The 13,739-nt window shown below is 59.4% G+C and carries 15 protein-coding genes and 1 other RNA gene; 8 read left to right on the top strand and 8 right to left on the bottom strand.

Going from position 1 to position 13,739, the window contains the following annotated elements:
- Positions 1-32: 32 nt before the first annotated feature.
- Positions 33-1,535: an exopolyphosphatase gene (gene ppx, locus AAAB16_RS14075; protein ID WP_340663872.1), complete on the bottom strand. Its 1,503-nt coding sequence runs from the start codon at positions 1,533-1,535 to the stop codon at positions 33-35.
- A 371-nt stretch (positions 1,536-1,906) separates the two neighbouring features.
- Here ppx and trxA point away from each other — a divergent pair, with 371 nt between their 5' ends.
- From trxA to AAAB16_RS14055, 4 genes are all read left to right on the top strand, one after another.
- The gene (gene trxA / locus AAAB16_RS14070) at positions 1,907-2,233 is read left to right on the top strand and encodes a thioredoxin TrxA (protein ID WP_108097951.1); all 327 of its coding nucleotides are present in this window, start codon (positions 1,907-1,909) and stop codon (positions 2,231-2,233) included.
- A gap of 262 nt (positions 2,234-2,495) precedes the next feature.
- Positions 2,496-3,755: a transcription termination factor Rho gene (gene rho, locus AAAB16_RS14065; RefSeq protein WP_110615768.1), complete on the top strand. Its 1,260-nt coding sequence runs from the start codon at positions 2,496-2,498 to the stop codon at positions 3,753-3,755.
- Positions 3,756-3,900: 145 nt separating this feature from the next.
- Complete coding sequence (ubiD, locus tag AAAB16_RS14060) at positions 3,901-5,367, top strand: 4-hydroxy-3-polyprenylbenzoate decarboxylase (protein ID WP_340663871.1); 1,467 nt, start codon at positions 3,901-3,903, stop codon at positions 5,365-5,367.
- Positions 5,367-6,335 (top strand): CDP-6-deoxy-delta-3,4-glucoseen reductase, encoded by a 969-nt coding sequence (locus AAAB16_RS14055; protein ID WP_340663870.1) that lies wholly within the window; start codon positions 5,367-5,369, stop codon positions 6,333-6,335. The genes ubiD and AAAB16_RS14055 overlap by 1 nt, the downstream gene beginning before the upstream one ends.
- Positions 6,336-6,379: 44 nt before the next feature.
- Here the strand turns inward: AAAB16_RS14055 and AAAB16_RS14050 are convergent, their stop codons facing one another.
- Positions 6,380-7,357 carry an NADPH:quinone oxidoreductase family protein gene (locus AAAB16_RS14050; protein ID WP_340663869.1) on the bottom strand — a complete coding sequence of 326 codons (978 nt, stop codon included), beginning with the start codon at positions 7,355-7,357 and terminating at the stop codon, positions 6,380-6,382.
- Positions 7,358-7,490: 133 nt separating this feature from the next.
- Between AAAB16_RS14050 and AAAB16_RS14045 the strand changes: the two genes are divergently transcribed.
- Positions 7,491-7,919 carry a flagellar basal body-associated protein FliL gene (locus tag AAAB16_RS14045; RefSeq protein ID WP_340663868.1) on the top strand — a complete coding sequence of 143 codons (429 nt, stop codon included), beginning with the start codon at positions 7,491-7,493 and terminating at the stop codon, positions 7,917-7,919.
- Between the two features lie 10 nt (positions 7,920-7,929).
- Here the strand turns inward: AAAB16_RS14045 and AAAB16_RS14040 are convergent, their stop codons facing one another.
- Both AAAB16_RS14040 and AAAB16_RS14035 read right to left on the bottom strand, forming a co-directional pair.
- A complete protein-coding gene (locus tag AAAB16_RS14040; RefSeq protein WP_340663867.1) occupies positions 7,930-9,801 on the bottom strand; it encodes a diguanylate cyclase in 1,872 nt (623 codons plus the stop codon).
- 18 nt (positions 9,802-9,819) lie between these two features.
- Positions 9,820-10,269: an EVE domain-containing protein gene (locus tag AAAB16_RS14035; RefSeq protein ID WP_340663866.1), complete on the bottom strand. Its 450-nt coding sequence runs from the start codon at positions 10,267-10,269 to the stop codon at positions 9,820-9,822.
- A gap of 203 nt (positions 10,270-10,472) precedes the next feature.
- On the opposite strand from AAAB16_RS14035, the gene AAAB16_RS14030 reads away from it, so the two are divergent.
- A complete protein-coding gene (locus AAAB16_RS14030; RefSeq protein ID WP_110615762.1) occupies positions 10,473-10,607 on the top strand; it encodes a hypothetical protein in 135 nt (44 codons plus the stop codon).
- Positions 10,608-10,654: 47 nt separating this feature from the next.
- Here AAAB16_RS14030 and AAAB16_RS14025 read toward each other — a convergent pair whose 3' ends face one another.
- The 4 genes from AAAB16_RS14025 to AAAB16_RS14010 form a co-directional block, all read right to left on the bottom strand.
- Positions 10,655-11,272 carry a 5-formyltetrahydrofolate cyclo-ligase gene (locus tag AAAB16_RS14025; RefSeq protein ID WP_340663865.1) on the bottom strand — a complete coding sequence of 206 codons (618 nt, stop codon included), beginning with the start codon at positions 11,270-11,272 and terminating at the stop codon, positions 10,655-10,657.
- Between the two features lie 58 nt (positions 11,273-11,330).
- Positions 11,331-11,509: non-coding RNA, 6S RNA (gene ssrS / locus AAAB16_RS14020), on the bottom strand.
- A gap of 33 nt (positions 11,510-11,542) precedes the next feature.
- On the bottom strand, positions 11,543-11,854 hold the full coding sequence (locus AAAB16_RS14015) for a cell division protein ZapA (protein WP_110615760.1): 312 nt from the start codon (positions 11,852-11,854) through the stop codon (positions 11,543-11,545).
- Positions 11,854-12,060: a TIGR02449 family protein gene (locus AAAB16_RS14010; RefSeq protein WP_110615759.1), complete on the bottom strand. Its 207-nt coding sequence runs from the start codon at positions 12,058-12,060 to the stop codon at positions 11,854-11,856. Before AAAB16_RS14010 ends, AAAB16_RS14015 begins: the two co-directional genes overlap by 1 nt.
- Before the next feature lie 157 nt (positions 12,061-12,217).
- Between AAAB16_RS14010 and AAAB16_RS14005 the strand changes: the two genes are divergently transcribed.
- Both AAAB16_RS14005 and AAAB16_RS14000 read left to right on the top strand, forming a co-directional pair.
- The gene (locus AAAB16_RS14005) at positions 12,218-12,775 is read left to right on the top strand and encodes a YecA family protein (RefSeq protein WP_340663864.1); all 558 of its coding nucleotides are present in this window, start codon (positions 12,218-12,220) and stop codon (positions 12,773-12,775) included.
- Between the two features lie 37 nt (positions 12,776-12,812).
- Positions 12,813-13,739: aminopeptidase P N-terminal domain-containing protein (locus AAAB16_RS14000; RefSeq protein ID WP_340663863.1), on the top strand; the 927-nt coding region annotated here is incomplete at its 3' end.

The following is a 13,739-nucleotide window of genomic DNA, read 5'->3' as shown; positions in this document are numbered from 1 at the left end:
GCTCAATTGAGCGGCTTTTTGCTGGCTGCGATTTACGCCACGCTAAGCGTCAGTCCGATGCGTTTGAGCCACTCGGCCTCCGCCTCAAAGTCCGCCTGGGTCAGCGGGTTGGCGGCCAGCCAGCCTTCGGGGAATACCAGGTCCAGGGTGTCATCACTGGCGCGCAGTTTCACCTTGGGCATTTCTTGGGTGCCACGAATATGGTGGAACAAGATGGCGAAACGCAGCAGCACGCACAGGCGCATCAGCTTGATGCCGACATCGCCGAACTCGGCAAACTTGTCTTTGGGAATATTGCGTCGATGGCCACGTACCAGCAGGGCGAGCATCTGTTGGTCCTGGCGCGAGAAGCCGCCCAGGTCCGAGTGCTCGACCAAGTAGGCGCCGTGCTTGTGGTACGAGTAGTGGGCGATGTCCAAGCCCACTTCATGCACCTTACTGGCCCAGCTCAATAGCTCGCGGTGCCATTCATCATCCAGGCCCCACGATTCAGCCACGTCATCCAGCGCTTCCAGGGCTTTGGCCTCGACCCGTTGTGCCTGCTCCAGGTCGACGTGGTAGCGCTCCATCAACGCACTCAGGGTGCGTTCACGGACGTCTTCGTGGTGATGGCGGCCGAGCAGGTCGTACAGCACGCCTTCACGCAGGGCGCCTTCGGAATGGGCCATGGTGTGCAAGTCCATGGCATCGAAGATGGCTTCCAGAATTGCCAAGCCGGCAGGGAAAATAGCGCGACGGTCGGGTTTGATGCCGTCCATATCGAGCTTGTCGACCTCGCCCAGTTTCAACACGCGACGCTTGAGCCAGGCCAAACCCTCGGCCGTCACTTCGCCGTTGCCATGGCCGCCAGCCTTAATGGCCAGGCCAACGGCGCGAATGGTGCCTGAGGCGCCAACGGCTTCATCCCAGCCCAGGCGGCGCAGCGCATGTTCGATGCCCATCAATTCCAGGCGCGCAGCGGTGTAGGCCTGGGCATAGCGGGCGGGGGTGATTTTGCCGTCGCGGAAATAACGTTGGGTAAAGCTCACGCAGCCCATCTGCAGGCTTTCGCGCAGCAGCGGTTCAAAACGCTGACCGATGATGAACTCGGTACTGCCGCCGCCGATATCGGCAACCAGGCGTTTGCCGGGGGTGTCGGCCAGGGTGTGGGACACGCCGAGGTAAATCAGCCTTGCTTCTTCACGCCCGGAAATCACTTCCACCGGGTGGCCGAGAATTTCTTCGGCGCGGCGGATAAACACCGAACGGTTACGCGCTTCACGCAAGGCGTTGGTACCGACTACCCGAACAGCGCCTGGCGGCAGGCTGTTGGTCAGTTGGGCAAAGCGGCGCAGGCAATCGAGGCCGCGCTGCATGGCTTCCTCATTGAGCTCGCGTTGTTCATCAATGCCAGCAGCCAACTGCACCTTTTCGCCCATGCGCTCCAGAATGCGGATCTCGCCGTGGTCGGCTTTGGCCAGAACAATATGGAAGCTGTTCGAGCCGAGGTCGATGGCGGCGATCATGGAAAAATTCTTCGCAGGGCTTTGCGGCATGGTGTGCAGGTCTCAGAGCTGTAGCGCGACATCCTGCCATGATCAGGCGCTTGCTGCCATGTTGAGGCGCTTGCGCAGGGCCCCGGCTAAGGGCGGCTGGATGTCGATGCTGGAGTGGTTCTTTATAGCCGCAGGTCCGGCGGTGACAAGGTTCGGCCGCGCAGTATGCCCGCTCGGTGCGTCGTAATTATGACCGGTGTCAGACGCCAGGCTCAGAGAAACGGAGCCGTTGCTGCGGTTTTTAGTTCAATGCCTGATCAGTGTTTACGCACACCATCATAGCGAAGCTCAATCGGCAGGCGCTTTCGGTGTTGGCCAAGCCGGGCTATGATGGCCGCCACTTTACACACTTGCGACCCTGGAGAGTTTCCATGAGCGAATTCATCACCCACGTCAGCGACGCCAGCTTTGATCAGGATGTGCTCCAGGCTGATGGCCCGGTGCTGGTCGATTACTGGGCTGAGTGGTGCGGTCCTTGCAAAATGATCGCCCCGGTTCTGGACGAAATCGCCCAGACCTACCAAGGCAAACTGAAAGTCTGCAAGCTGAACATCGACGAAAACCAGGACACCCCACCGAAGTACAACGTGCGTGGTATCCCGACTCTGATGCTGTTCAAGAACGGCGCCGTCGAAGCCACCAAAGTTGGCGCACTGTCCAAGTCGCAACTGGCAGCATTCCTCGACAGCAACATCTAAGTCGTAAGGAATTTCTCCGTTTCGCCTGAAAGCCCCGTCCTATGCGGGGCTTTTTCATTGCGCGAAGACTAGACGCTCCGCAAAGCCGATGGTACATTCGGCCTCGCATCGGTTCCTCCGTTGCTCATCGTAAGCCGTCGCCGACGCATTCCTACTCGATACCCATCGATAAACAAGCAGGCGATCTTGCTGCGTTCTCCGCAGCCCGGCCTCATAAGCTAAGCGCTTATTTCCCCCTCCTTCACGATTACGTCATTCCTATATGAATCTGACTGAACTCAAGCAAAAGCCGATTACCGACCTGCTGGAACTAGCCGAGCAGATGGGCATAGAAAATATGGCCCGCTCTCGCAAGCAGGACGTGATTTTCTCTCTGTTGAAAAAGCACGCGAAAAGCGGTGAGGAAATCTCCGGTGATGGCGTGCTGGAGATCCTCCAGGACGGCTTCGGCTTCCTTCGTTCCGCCGATGCCTCGTACCTGGCCGGCCCGGACGACATCTATGTTTCCCCAAGCCAGATCCGCCGCTTCAACTTGCGCACTGGCGACACCATTGTTGGCAAGATTCGCCCGCCTAAAGAAGGCGAGCGTTACTTCGCTCTGCTCAAGGTCGACACGATTAACTTCGACCGTCCAGAGAACGCCAAGAACAAAATCTTGTTTGAAAACCTGACGCCGCTGTTCCCCACCAAGCGTCTGGTGATGGAAGCCGGTAACGGTTCCACTGAAGATTTGACCGGCCGGGTGATTGACCTCTGCGCGCCAATCGGCAAGGGGCAACGTGGTCTGATCGTAGCGCCGCCAAAGGCCGGTAAAACGATCATGCTGCAGAACATCGCGGCCAACATCACCCGCAACAACCCTGAGTGCCACCTGATCGTTCTGCTGATCGACGAGCGCCCGGAAGAAGTAACCGAAATGCAGCGCACCGTGCGCGGCGAAGTGGTCGCTTCCACCTTCGACGAGCCGCCAACCCGCCACGTGCAGGTTGCCGAAATGGTGATCGAAAAGGCCAAGCGCCTGGTCGAGCACAAGAAGGACGTGGTTATTCTGCTCGACTCCATCACCCGTCTGGCCCGTGCCTACAACACCGTGATTCCAAGCTCCGGCAAGGTGCTCACCGGTGGTGTTGACGCCCATGCCCTGGAGAAGCCAAAACGCTTCTTTGGCGCCGCGCGTAACATCGAAGAGGGCGGCTCGCTGACCATTATCGCCACCGCGCTGGTTGAAACCGGTTCGAAGATGGACGAAGTGATCTACGAAGAGTTCAAGGGGACCGGCAACATGGAATTGCCCCTGGACCGTCGCATTGCCGAGAAGCGTGTGTTCCCAGCCATCAACATCAACCGCTCCGGCACCCGCCGCGAAGAGTTGCTGACGGCCGAAGACGAGCTGCAACGCATGTGGATTCTGCGTAAATTGCTCCACCCGATGGACGAGATCGCCGCTATCGAGTTCTTGCTCGACCGCCTGAAAGCGACCAAAACCAACGACGAGTTCTTCCAGTCGATGAAGCGCAAGTAACATCGCGAAGAACAGGCAAAAGCCGGGGAAACCCGGCTTTTTGCTACCTGCGCATTGGCGCTAATGCCTTGTGCGCAATACCCCACCGAGTGGGCCGGCACGCTAAACTGCGTGCCTTCCCTGTGCGCCTACACGAGGCTCAAGCATGCAGTATCGCGATCTGCGCGACTTTATTCGTGGCCTGGAGCAACGCGGCGAGCTGAAACGCATCAGCCACCCCGTGTCGCCTGTGCTGGAAATGACCGAAATCTGCGACCGCACCCTGCGCCGCAAAGGCCCGGCCCTGCTGTTCGAAAACCCCACCGGCTTTGATATGCCTGTGCTTGGCAACCTGTTCGGCACGCCTGAACGTGTGGCCTTGGGTATGGGCGCAGAAGCGGTCAGCGAGCTGCGCGAAATTGGCAAGCTGCTGGCCTTTCTAAAAGAGCCTGAGCCACCCAAAGGCTTGAAAGACGCCTGGTCGAAACTGCCGATTTTCAAAAAGATTATTTCCATGGCGCCAAAGGTGGTCAAAGACGCGCCGTGCCAGGAAGTGATCGAAGAGGGTGATGACGTCGACCTCAGCAAACTGCCGGTGCAAACCTGCTGGCCGGGCGATGTTGCACCGCTGATTACCTGGGGCCTGACGGTGACCAAAGGGCCGAACAAAGACCGCCAGAACCTCGGCATTTACCGTCAGCAGGTGATTGGCCGCAACAAGGTGATCATGCGCTGGCTGAGCCACCGTGGCGGCGCGCTGGATTTTAAAGAATGGCGCGACAAACACCCCGGCCAACCTTTCCCGGTAGCGGTGGCCTTAGGCGCAGACCCGGCGACCATTCTTGGCGCCGTAACACCCGTTCCCGATAGCCTCTCCGAGTACGCCTTCGCCGGCCTGCTGCGCGGCAACCGCACCGAGTTGATCAAATGCCGTGGCAGTGAGCTGCAGGTGCCAGCCAGTGCCGAAATTGTGCTGGAAGGCGTGATTCATCCGGGCGAGATGGCTGACGAAGGCCCTTATGGCGATCACACCGGTTACTACAACGAGGTGGACTCTTTTCCAGTGTTTACCGTCGAACGCATTACCCGGCGGCAAAAACCGATTTACCACAGCACCTACACCGGTCGGCCGCCCGATGAGCCGGCGATTCTTGGCGTGGCGCTGAACGAAGTGTTTGTGCCGATTCTGCAAAAGCAGTTTCCGGAAATCACTGACTTCTACCTGCCGCCCGAAGGTTGCTCGTACCGCATGGCCGTCGTGACCATGAAGAAACAGTATCCGGGCCACGCCAAGCGCGTAATGCTCGGTGTGTGGTCGTTTTTGCGCCAGTTTATGTACACCAAATTCGTTATCGTCACCGACGACGACATTAATGCGCGGGACTGGAACGATGTGATCTGGGCCATCACCACGCGCATGGACCCCAAGCGCGACACGGTGCTGATCGACAACACGCCAATCGACTACCTGGACTTCGCCTCGCCCGTCTCCGGCCTTGGCTCGAAAATGGGCTTGGACGCCACGCACAAATGGCCTGGCGAAACCAGCCGCGAATGGGGCCGCGTGATTGTCAAAGACGACGCCGTTACCCAGCGCGTTGACGCGATGTGGAAGGACCTTGGAATAGAGTGATGAACGTAACCCTGCAGCCCTCCGGCGCGGTGCTTGAAGTAAACCCTGGCGAGCGCATTCTTGATGCCGCGCGCCGGTTGGGTTACGACTGCCCGCAAGCCTGCCGCAACGGCAACTGCCATATCTGCGCAGCCTTGCTGGTGGAAGGCTCGGTGCAACAGAGCGGTGAGGTGCGTGACCACGGCGAGTTATTCACTTGCCTGGCTGAGCCGCTGCAAGACTGCGTGCTGCATTGGGATGGCGTGTTGGCCCCAGGCGAACTGCCGCAGCGCACGCTGCGTTGCCAGGTGGTGGCGGTGACGGAGGTAGGTGGTGATGTCTGGCGTGTCAGCCTGCGGGCGCCGGCGGGCAAACCGCCGCGATATCACGCCGGGCAGTACGTACTGGTCTCCCGCGACGATGGTGAGAAATCTGCCTTCTCCCTGGCCTCGGCGCCATCGCAAGGGCGCGAGCTGGAGCTGCATATTCTCGGCCGTGAAGACAGCGGGCTTAACCTGCTCGCTCAGCTTCGTCGCGAACCCTTGGTGGAAGTGCAGATGCCCTTTGGCGATGCGCACTTGGCTGAGTTGCCCGATGGGCCGTTGATTCTGATTGCTGCCGGTACGGGTATGGCGCAGATGCACAGCTTGATTGAGCATTGCCGCGCGACGGGTTTCGAACACCCGGTGCACCTCTATTGGGGCGCACGGCGGCCCGAAGATTTCTACCAATTGCCCCATTGGGCGGATTGGCAGCAGATGAAAAACCTGACGTTGCACCAGGTGGTCAGCGATGTATGTGGTTGGCAAGGGCGCTGCGGCTTGCTGCATGAGGCGGTGCGCGAAGACTTCGCCGATCTCAAACCGCTGCATGTCTATGCAAGTGGCTCGCCGATGATGGTCTACGCCACCCTTGATGCCTTGGTAGACGCCGGCATGGATGCCCATCAAATGCGCGCCGACGTGTTCGCCTACGCGCCGCGCTCGTAAAAAAACCGCCCTCGGGCGGTTTTTTGTTGTTCCGTGGCGAGCGCTTAACGCACCTGCACCACAACCTTGCCCACAGCCTTGCGCTGGCCCAAAGCATTGATCGCCCCGGCCGCATCGGTCAGCGGGAAGGTCTGCGATACCAGCGGTTTGACCTTGCCTTCAGCGAACCACGTAAACAGCTGCTCAAAGTTGGCGGCGTTGTCTTGCGGTTGGCGCTGGGCAAAGGCACCCCAGAACACGCCTACCAACGATGCGCCCTTTAGCAGGGTCAGGTTGGCAGGCAGCGAGGGGATGGTGCCGCTGGCGAAACCCACCACTAGGAAACGACCGTTCCAGGCGATGGAGCGGAAGGCCTCCTCAAACAGGTCGCCGCCAACCGGATCGTAGATCACGTCCACGCCTTGGCCGCCGGTGAGTTCTTTGAGTTTGTCCTTCAGGCCACCTTCGCTGTAGTTGATCAACTCATCGGCGCCCGCGGCTTTAGCTACTTCGAGTTTTTCTGCGCTGCTGGCGGCGGCGATTACGCGGGCGCCCATGGCTTTACCGATTTCCACGGCGGCCAGGCCGACACCACCGGAGGCGCCGAGTACCAACAAGGTTTCGCCCGGTTGCAGGTTGGCGCGTTGTTTCAGGGCGTGGATGGAGGTGCCGTAGGTCATGCCGAAGGCGGCAGCGCTGGCGAAGTCCATGCCGGCGGGAATTGGCATCACGCTGTAACCGGCAACGGCCACCTGCTCGGCAAAGCTACCCCAGCCGGTCAGGGCCATAACGCGGTCACCCGGTTTTACATGGGTGACTTTCTCGCCCACAGCGGCGACTACGCCCGCGGCCTCACCACCTGGGGAAAACGGGAATGGCGGCTTGAACTGGTATTTACCTTCAATGATCAGCGTGTCCGGGAAGTTCACGCCGGCAGCGTGGACGTCGAGCAGCACTTCGTTCTTTTTCGGTTCTGGGCTGGCGACTTCTTCCAGCACCAGGGTTTCGGCAGGGCCGAAGGCTTTGCACAACACGGCTTTCATTGGAGTGTTCCTCGCAGAGTTATGGCTTGGCAGTGTAGGTGTGTGGCCGCGAGGGTCAACGAGCATGGCTTGGCCTGATAAAGGTGTATAAGCGCCGGGCTATCGCTATGCTAGGGCACATACCCAGTCGAGGATGCGCACTGTGAAAGCTTGGTTTGTTCTGTTGATGGCCCTCTCTCTGCCGTTCGCGGCCGTTGCCAATGAAGAAGGGGGCGGCGAAGGCGAAAAGGAAGGCAAAACCCCAACCGTGGCCTATATCAGCCTGGTGCCTGCCATCGTCGGTAACTACGGCACTGGCCCGCGCCTGAAAGTGTTCAAGGCCGATATCGCCTTGCAGGTGACCGGCAGTGAGGCCGAAGCCAAGGTTGAGCACCATGAGCCGCTGATCCGCAATCAGCTGGTCATGTTGTTCTCGCAGCAAACCGATGAGTCGATGGGCAACGTCGAGTCCAAGGAAAAGCTGCGCCAGGAAGCGTTAAAGCAGGTGCAGGACGTGCTCAATCAGGAAGAGGGCAAGCCCCTGGTGGAAGACTTACTGTTCAACAACTTGATCGTGCAGTAACCCACCACGCTTAGCTCGTGCGCCACACGCAGGTGCAGTTGCGACCTTGATGCTTGGCTTGGTACAGCGCCTGATCGCTATGGGCCACTAGGCTATCGGGGTGGCTGTCGCGATTGGGCAATACCGTGCTTAAGCCGATGCTCGCACTCAAGCGCGAGAGCGGGCTGCCCGGATGCGGCAGATGTAACTCGGCCAACGCTTGGTGAACGCGCACGGCAATGACCTCGGCGCCTTCCAGGTCGGTGTTGGCCAGAATCACGGCGAACTCCTCGCCGCCATAGCGGCACACCGCATCACCATCACGCAACAAGCAGCTTTGCAGCGCGGCCGCCACTTTGCGTAGTGCATCATCGCCCGCCAAGTGGCCGAGCTGGTCGTTGTAGGCCTTGAAGTGGTCGACATCGAGCATCAGCAAGCTCATCGGCGCGCCAATGCGTTGCAGGCGCCGCCACTCGCTGTGCAGTTGGTGATCGAAGAAACGTCGGTTGTACAAACCGGTAAGGCCGTCGCGCTGCGACAGGTGCTGGAGCTGCGCTTCGAGTTGCAGGCGTTCGTTGTTGTCGCGCGACACGCCGATCAAATATTCATGACCGTTGACCTGTACCAGTTGCGCGCTGATTTCGGCCGGCTGAATGCTGCCATTGCGCCGGCGCATTTCGCGCTGAAAGATTTTCCCCTGGTTGTCGTTCTGCGCCTGGCGTACCAGTTCCACCCAGGCGTGGAAGCCCAGCAGCAGGCTTTCCGGTTGCTCCTGTAACTGCTGGCGAAACTCGTCGGCGCTGTAACCCAGGCTGCTGTAGGTGGCCTTGTTCATATGCAGGATATTGCGGGTCTTGGGGTCGATGATAAACAGCCCGTCACGGCTGGAATCGGTAAGGTCGACCACCAACTGCAAGCGCTCGCGGCTGTCACGCAGCACCTGTTCGATTAGCTCGCGGTTATTCACTTCTTCGCTCAAGCGCTCATTGGCGGTGCGCTGCGCATCAGCCCGCCGCGCGTTTTCCAGCGCCAGCCATAACGCCGCAAACAACAGCAACGTCGTGGTTAACGCCGCGCCCAGCACCACCGTCGGCAGCGGGCTGGAGAGCTGCTGCGCGAGCTGGCGCGTGGGGTTGAGCTGCAAGGTGAAATTGCGGTTATTGAGTAAATGCAGCGGCAGTTCTTGCTGCAGACCGGCGCTGAAGTCGGCCTGTTCGCGGCTGTACAACGGTTTGCCGAACTCCAGCAGACGCACGTTGAAATCAGTGCTGTCGACGGTGTCCAGCAGTTCGTCCATCAGTGGCTCGACGCGAAAGATGCCTTGAATAAAACCATCGAAGGTCCGCTGACCATGCCCATCCAACACATACAACGGCGTATACAGAGCAAAGCCGCGACCGCCCTGCACCAGTTCGAAGCTGTTAGAGAATACTGCTTTGCCCTGAGTTTTGGCCTGGAGGGCTAACAAGTAGTTGGGGTGGGCGGCGGTGAGCTGGAAGTTTAGCGCCGCCTCGTTGCCAACCATGGGCAGAATCCAGCGCAGGCGCAGGTCCGAGTCGGCCCATTGAATGGCTTGGTAGCCGCGAAAATGTTGTAGCGAAAACTGCGCCTCAAGCTCCCATTCTTCGCGGCTCAGGCGCCCGTGGTGGTTCCACAGTTCAGCCAGGCGATAGAGATCTTGCGCTTGCGCGTTAAGGCTGCCCTCAAGCTGGCGGGTGAGCAAACGTGCCTGAGCGGCTACCCGTTCGTTGGCGTGGGCGCGCTCAATGGTCACCAGCTTTTGCCACAGCACCAGGCTGGCGGCGAGCAGCACCAACGCCAGCAGCACTAAGGCCAGACGAGCGCGCCAAGCCGGGCGGGCGACGGGTAACGGCGTGGTGTCGGGCAAGCTGTCTGCTCTCATGCACAGTGTCCGTGTTGCTTAATGCAGAGCGTTGATTACCGCCCATTCGCTAGCACTGACTGGCATCACCGAAAGCCGGCTGCCTTTTTTAACCAAGGGTAGTTCGCTTAAACCCATTACGTCGCGCAGTTGGCCAAGGGCAATGACCTTGGCAAACGCCTCGACAAACTCAACATCCAGCGCGCTCCACGGGTTTTTCTCGGCGCTGGCTTTGGCATCGAAGTAATGGCTGTGGGGATCGAGGGCCGTTGGGTCTGGATAGGCCGAAGCAATAATCCGGCCTATTCCGGCGATGCCGGGCTCCGGGCAACTGGAGTGATAAAAGAAGAACAGATCGCCGACGGCCATGCTGCGGACAAAATTGCGCGCCTGGTAATTGCGCACGCCATCCCAACGCGCACGGCCGAGGCGCTGTAGGTCGTGAATGGATAATTCTTCGGGTTCGGACTTCATTAACCAGTGAGGCATGAACTTTGCTCTTCGCTCGTGGGGTTGTGTCTTGCTGGGGTCTTTTTCCCATTTAGACGACAGTCGGTGGGCCTCAGAATTGCACTGGTAGGCACCTTGCTAGAGAATGCCGCAGTGTTGAATTTACGCCGCCCGAACAGTCCAAAAACAAAAAATCGTCGCAGGTGGTTTTGCCAAATTTGCCTGGAAGGGGGAGGCAAACAATGAAGAAACGTAAGCCAGATTTGTTGTGGATTTTAGTTATTTTGTTTGGGCTTGGTGTCGTCACCACCGGTTACACCCAGAGCCTGTGGGACCGTCAAGGCGAGGCTCCCGTCACCGTGTCGCAGCAGCCCTAAGGCTGTCAGCTCTACCAGTGGATACCGCAGGGAACGCGGTGCCACGGTCAACTCTCTTCGCTATCGCCCAGATACCAACGCTTGTCCGTTACCGTCGCGTGCAGCCGCACATCCCAGCTCGCCAAGGGCAATTTATCCACTTTCTGACATTCATGGGCTAGGCCCAATAGCGTCGGTTTGTGCCAATTTTGGCGCCGTTTCAAGTACGCCAGACTGCGGTCATAGAAACCGCCGCCCATGCCCAGGCGTCCACCATCCTCGTCGAAACCTACCAATGGCAGCAGCACCAGATCCAGCGCCCAGACGTTGCGTTGGCGTTTGCTATTGGCCGTAGGCTCGGCAATGCGGAAGCGATTGGGCTTCATCCGCTCGCCAGGGCGTACCTGCTGAAAGACCATTTTGGTCCGTGGCCAGGCACTAAGAACGGGCAAGTAAGTGGCCTTGCCGCGCCGTTGTGCAGCACGCAGCAACACGCCTGGGTCGATCTCACCATCCACCGGCAGGTACAAGGAAATATGCCGCGCACGGCGAAACGCCGGATGCTGGGCAAGTTGCTTATAAAGGTTGAGGCTGGCTTGGCGTCTTTGGCTGGCGCTTAACGCGCGACGGGCTTTACGCAGCAGACGACGCAGTTGAGGGCGGGAAAGATCGGCAGCGCTCAGCATGGTGTGCCATCCCCGAAAACAACATTGCCCACTGGCGTGGGCAATGAGTAAGCAATTAAGACCCCCCGGGGTGCCGCTGTCGGCTTAGCCCTTGAACCCGAAAGTTCAAGGTGGAGGTTGCAGGGAGCGTTAAGGCTTTCCGTCAGGCGGACATGCACACCGGCTCCAACTTGCAACCCCCGGGTTTGTGCGTATCGGCTCAGGGACATCACCAACTGGCGCACACACCAGGGAGCGGCGGCCAGTATACCCGAATAAACCGCTCTGCAATCAGCTATGGCTGCTGTCCTGATCGGTGGCCAGGGCTGTATCGACACGATCAAGCAAGTCACGCACATGGGCGCGGGTGGAGCTGACGTCCTGATCCAGGCGCTGCTGTTTGTGCAACAAGTCGTGGGTAATGTTGAGGGCGGCCATTACCGCCACACGGTCGGCGCCAATCACTTTGCCGCCGCTTCTGATCTCACGCATTTTGCCGTCGAGGTAGCGCGCGGCGCTTTCCAGGTTGGCGCGTTCGTCTGCCGGGCAGGCGATGCAATAGTCTTTATCAAGGATGTGAACGGTAACGGTGTTCGAGGTCATTAGTCCTGCTCCAGGGCTTTGAGGCGCGAAATCATCGATTCGACCTTATGCCGGGCCATTTCGTTCTTTTCGATCAGATGAGCGCGCTCTTCACGCCAAGACTGCTCGCTTGCTCGTAAGGCGCGGTTGTCCGCTTTCAATTGCTCAACGCGTTGAATAAGTAGTTCCAGCTTGACGGTGAGCGCGTGCAGATCGGCGTCTTCCATGGGCTCTCGCTAGAGAATTAAAGTGGCGAAACTATATAGGAAGGCACAGGCGAAGGTGTAAACCCGTTGACGTCCGCCAATGGTCTTGGCGCGCTTGCCGGTGCTAGGATACAAGGCCTCCATTCTAGTCATTGCGCCTTCTGGCGCCTAGTTGCCAATGCCCACACAAAATTCCCCGTATAGCGCTTTCGCCACCCTGCTTGCTAGCAGCGGTCAACCCATTTCGCCCGCTGAGTTGCATGGCTTGTTGCTGGGCCGTAGTTGCGCCGGTGCCGGCTTCGAACCCGCGCCCTGGCTGATGGATGCCTCCGACCTGTTTTCTGCCGAGCCCGAAGAGAACATCAAGCAGGCACTGATCGGCCTTCAGCAGATGGTCAAGGCCGAGCTGACTGGCGACGAGATTACCGTTGTTCTCCTGTTGCCCAACGACGACGCTCCGCTCGCCGAGCGCGCAATTGCCATGGGCCAATGGTGCCAAGGCTTTCTCGCCGGTTTCGGCCTGACTGCCCGCGACGCCGCCCTAAGCGCCGAAGCCATGGAAGTGCTGCAGGACCTCGCCGCGATTGCCCAGGTGCAAGAAGCCTTGGAAGAATCCGAAGACGGTGAAAACGACTATATGGAAGTGATGGAGTACCTGCGCGTAGCGCCGCTGCTGCTATTCACCGAGTGCGTGAAGCCCGCTGCTCCAGCCGCACCCAAACCATCGCTGCACTGATACCCGGCCCACCCTTTTTGAACAAACGAGTCCGCCCATGATCAGCATCCCCAAGTCGGAATACGCTCGTCGGCGCAAGGCGCTGATGGCGCAGATGGAGCCCAACAGCATCGCCATTCTGCCGGCGGCGCCGGTGTACATCCGCAACCGCGACGTTGAGCACATTTACCGTCAGGACAGCGACTTTCAATACCTCAGCGGCTTTCCCGAGCCTGAGGCGGTGATCGCGCTGATCCCTGGGCGTGAGCATGGCGAGTACGTGTTGTTCTGCCGCGAGCGTGATCCCGAACGCGAACTTTGGGACGGCCTGCGCGCCGGGCAAGACGGTGCCATCAGAGACTTCGGTGCTGATGATGCATTCCCCATTGGCGATATCGACGAAATCCTGCCGGGCCTGATCGAGGGCCGTGACCGTGTGTACTACGCCATGGGCACCAACCAGGAATTCGACCGTCACCTGATGGAGTGGATCAACGTGATCCGCTCCAAAGCGCGCCAAGGTGCGCAGCCGCCAAACGAGTTTGTTGCCCTCACCCATTTGCTGCACGACATGCGCCTGTACAAGTCGGCCAACGAAGTAAAGGTGATGCGCGAAGCGGCGCAGATTTCCTCCCGCGCCCACATCCGCGCTATGCAGGCCAGCCGCGCGGGCTTGAGCGAATACCACCTGGAAGCCGAGCTGGATTACGAGTTCCGCAAAGGCGGGGCGAAGATGGCGGCCTATGGCTCCATCGTTGCCGCCGGCCGCAACGCCTGCATCCTGCACTACCGGGAAAACGATGCACCGCTCAAAGATGGCGACCTGGTGTTGATTGACGCCGGTTGCGAAATCGACTGTTACGCCAGCGATATCACCCGTACCTTTCCGGTCAGCGGCAAGTTTTCTCCTGAGCAGAAAGCCATCTATGAGCTGGTGCTCAAATCCCAGGAAGCTGCGTTTGCCGCCATTGGCCCGGACAAGCAC

This window comes from Pseudomonas sp., assembly GCF_037994325.1.
Lineage (GTDB): Bacteria > Pseudomonadota > Gammaproteobacteria > Pseudomonadales > Pseudomonadaceae > Aquipseudomonas.
Note: the sequence above shows the minus strand (reverse complement) of the source record. Positions and strands in the feature narration are given on the sequence as shown.

Coding starts and splice junctions, on each gene's coding strand:
- ppx (WP_340663872.1), bottom strand. CDS start 1,535: ATGCCGCAAAGCCCTGCGAAGAATTTTTCCATGATCGCCGCCATCGAC.
- trxA (WP_108097951.1), top strand. CDS start 1,907: ATGAGCGAATTCATCACCCACGTCAGCGACGCCAGCTTTGATCAGGAT.
- rho (WP_110615768.1), top strand. CDS start 2,496: ATGAATCTGACTGAACTCAAGCAAAAGCCGATTACCGACCTGCTGGAA.
- ubiD (WP_340663871.1), top strand. CDS start 3,901: ATGCAGTATCGCGATCTGCGCGACTTTATTCGTGGCCTGGAGCAACGC.
- AAAB16_RS14055 (WP_340663870.1), top strand. CDS start 5,367: ATGAACGTAACCCTGCAGCCCTCCGGCGCGGTGCTTGAAGTAAACCCT.
- AAAB16_RS14050 (WP_340663869.1), bottom strand. CDS start 7,357: ATGAAAGCCGTGTTGTGCAAAGCCTTCGGCCCTGCCGAAACCCTGGTG.
- AAAB16_RS14045 (WP_340663868.1), top strand. CDS start 7,491: ATGCGCACTGTGAAAGCTTGGTTTGTTCTGTTGATGGCCCTCTCTCTG.
- AAAB16_RS14040 (WP_340663867.1), bottom strand. CDS start 9,801: ATGAGAGCAGACAGCTTGCCCGACACCACGCCGTTACCCGTCGCCCGC.
- AAAB16_RS14035 (WP_340663866.1), bottom strand. CDS start 10,269: ATGCCTCACTGGTTAATGAAGTCCGAACCCGAAGAATTATCCATTCAC.
- AAAB16_RS14030 (WP_110615762.1), top strand. CDS start 10,473: ATGAAGAAACGTAAGCCAGATTTGTTGTGGATTTTAGTTATTTTGTTT.
- AAAB16_RS14025 (WP_340663865.1), bottom strand. CDS start 11,272: ATGCTGAGCGCTGCCGATCTTTCCCGCCCTCAACTGCGTCGTCTGCTG.
- AAAB16_RS14015 (WP_110615760.1), bottom strand. CDS start 11,854: ATGACCTCGAACACCGTTACCGTTCACATCCTTGATAAAGACTATTGC.
- AAAB16_RS14010 (WP_110615759.1), bottom strand. CDS start 12,060: ATGGAAGACGCCGATCTGCACGCGCTCACCGTCAAGCTGGAACTACTT.
- AAAB16_RS14005 (WP_340663864.1), top strand. CDS start 12,218: ATGCCCACACAAAATTCCCCGTATAGCGCTTTCGCCACCCTGCTTGCT.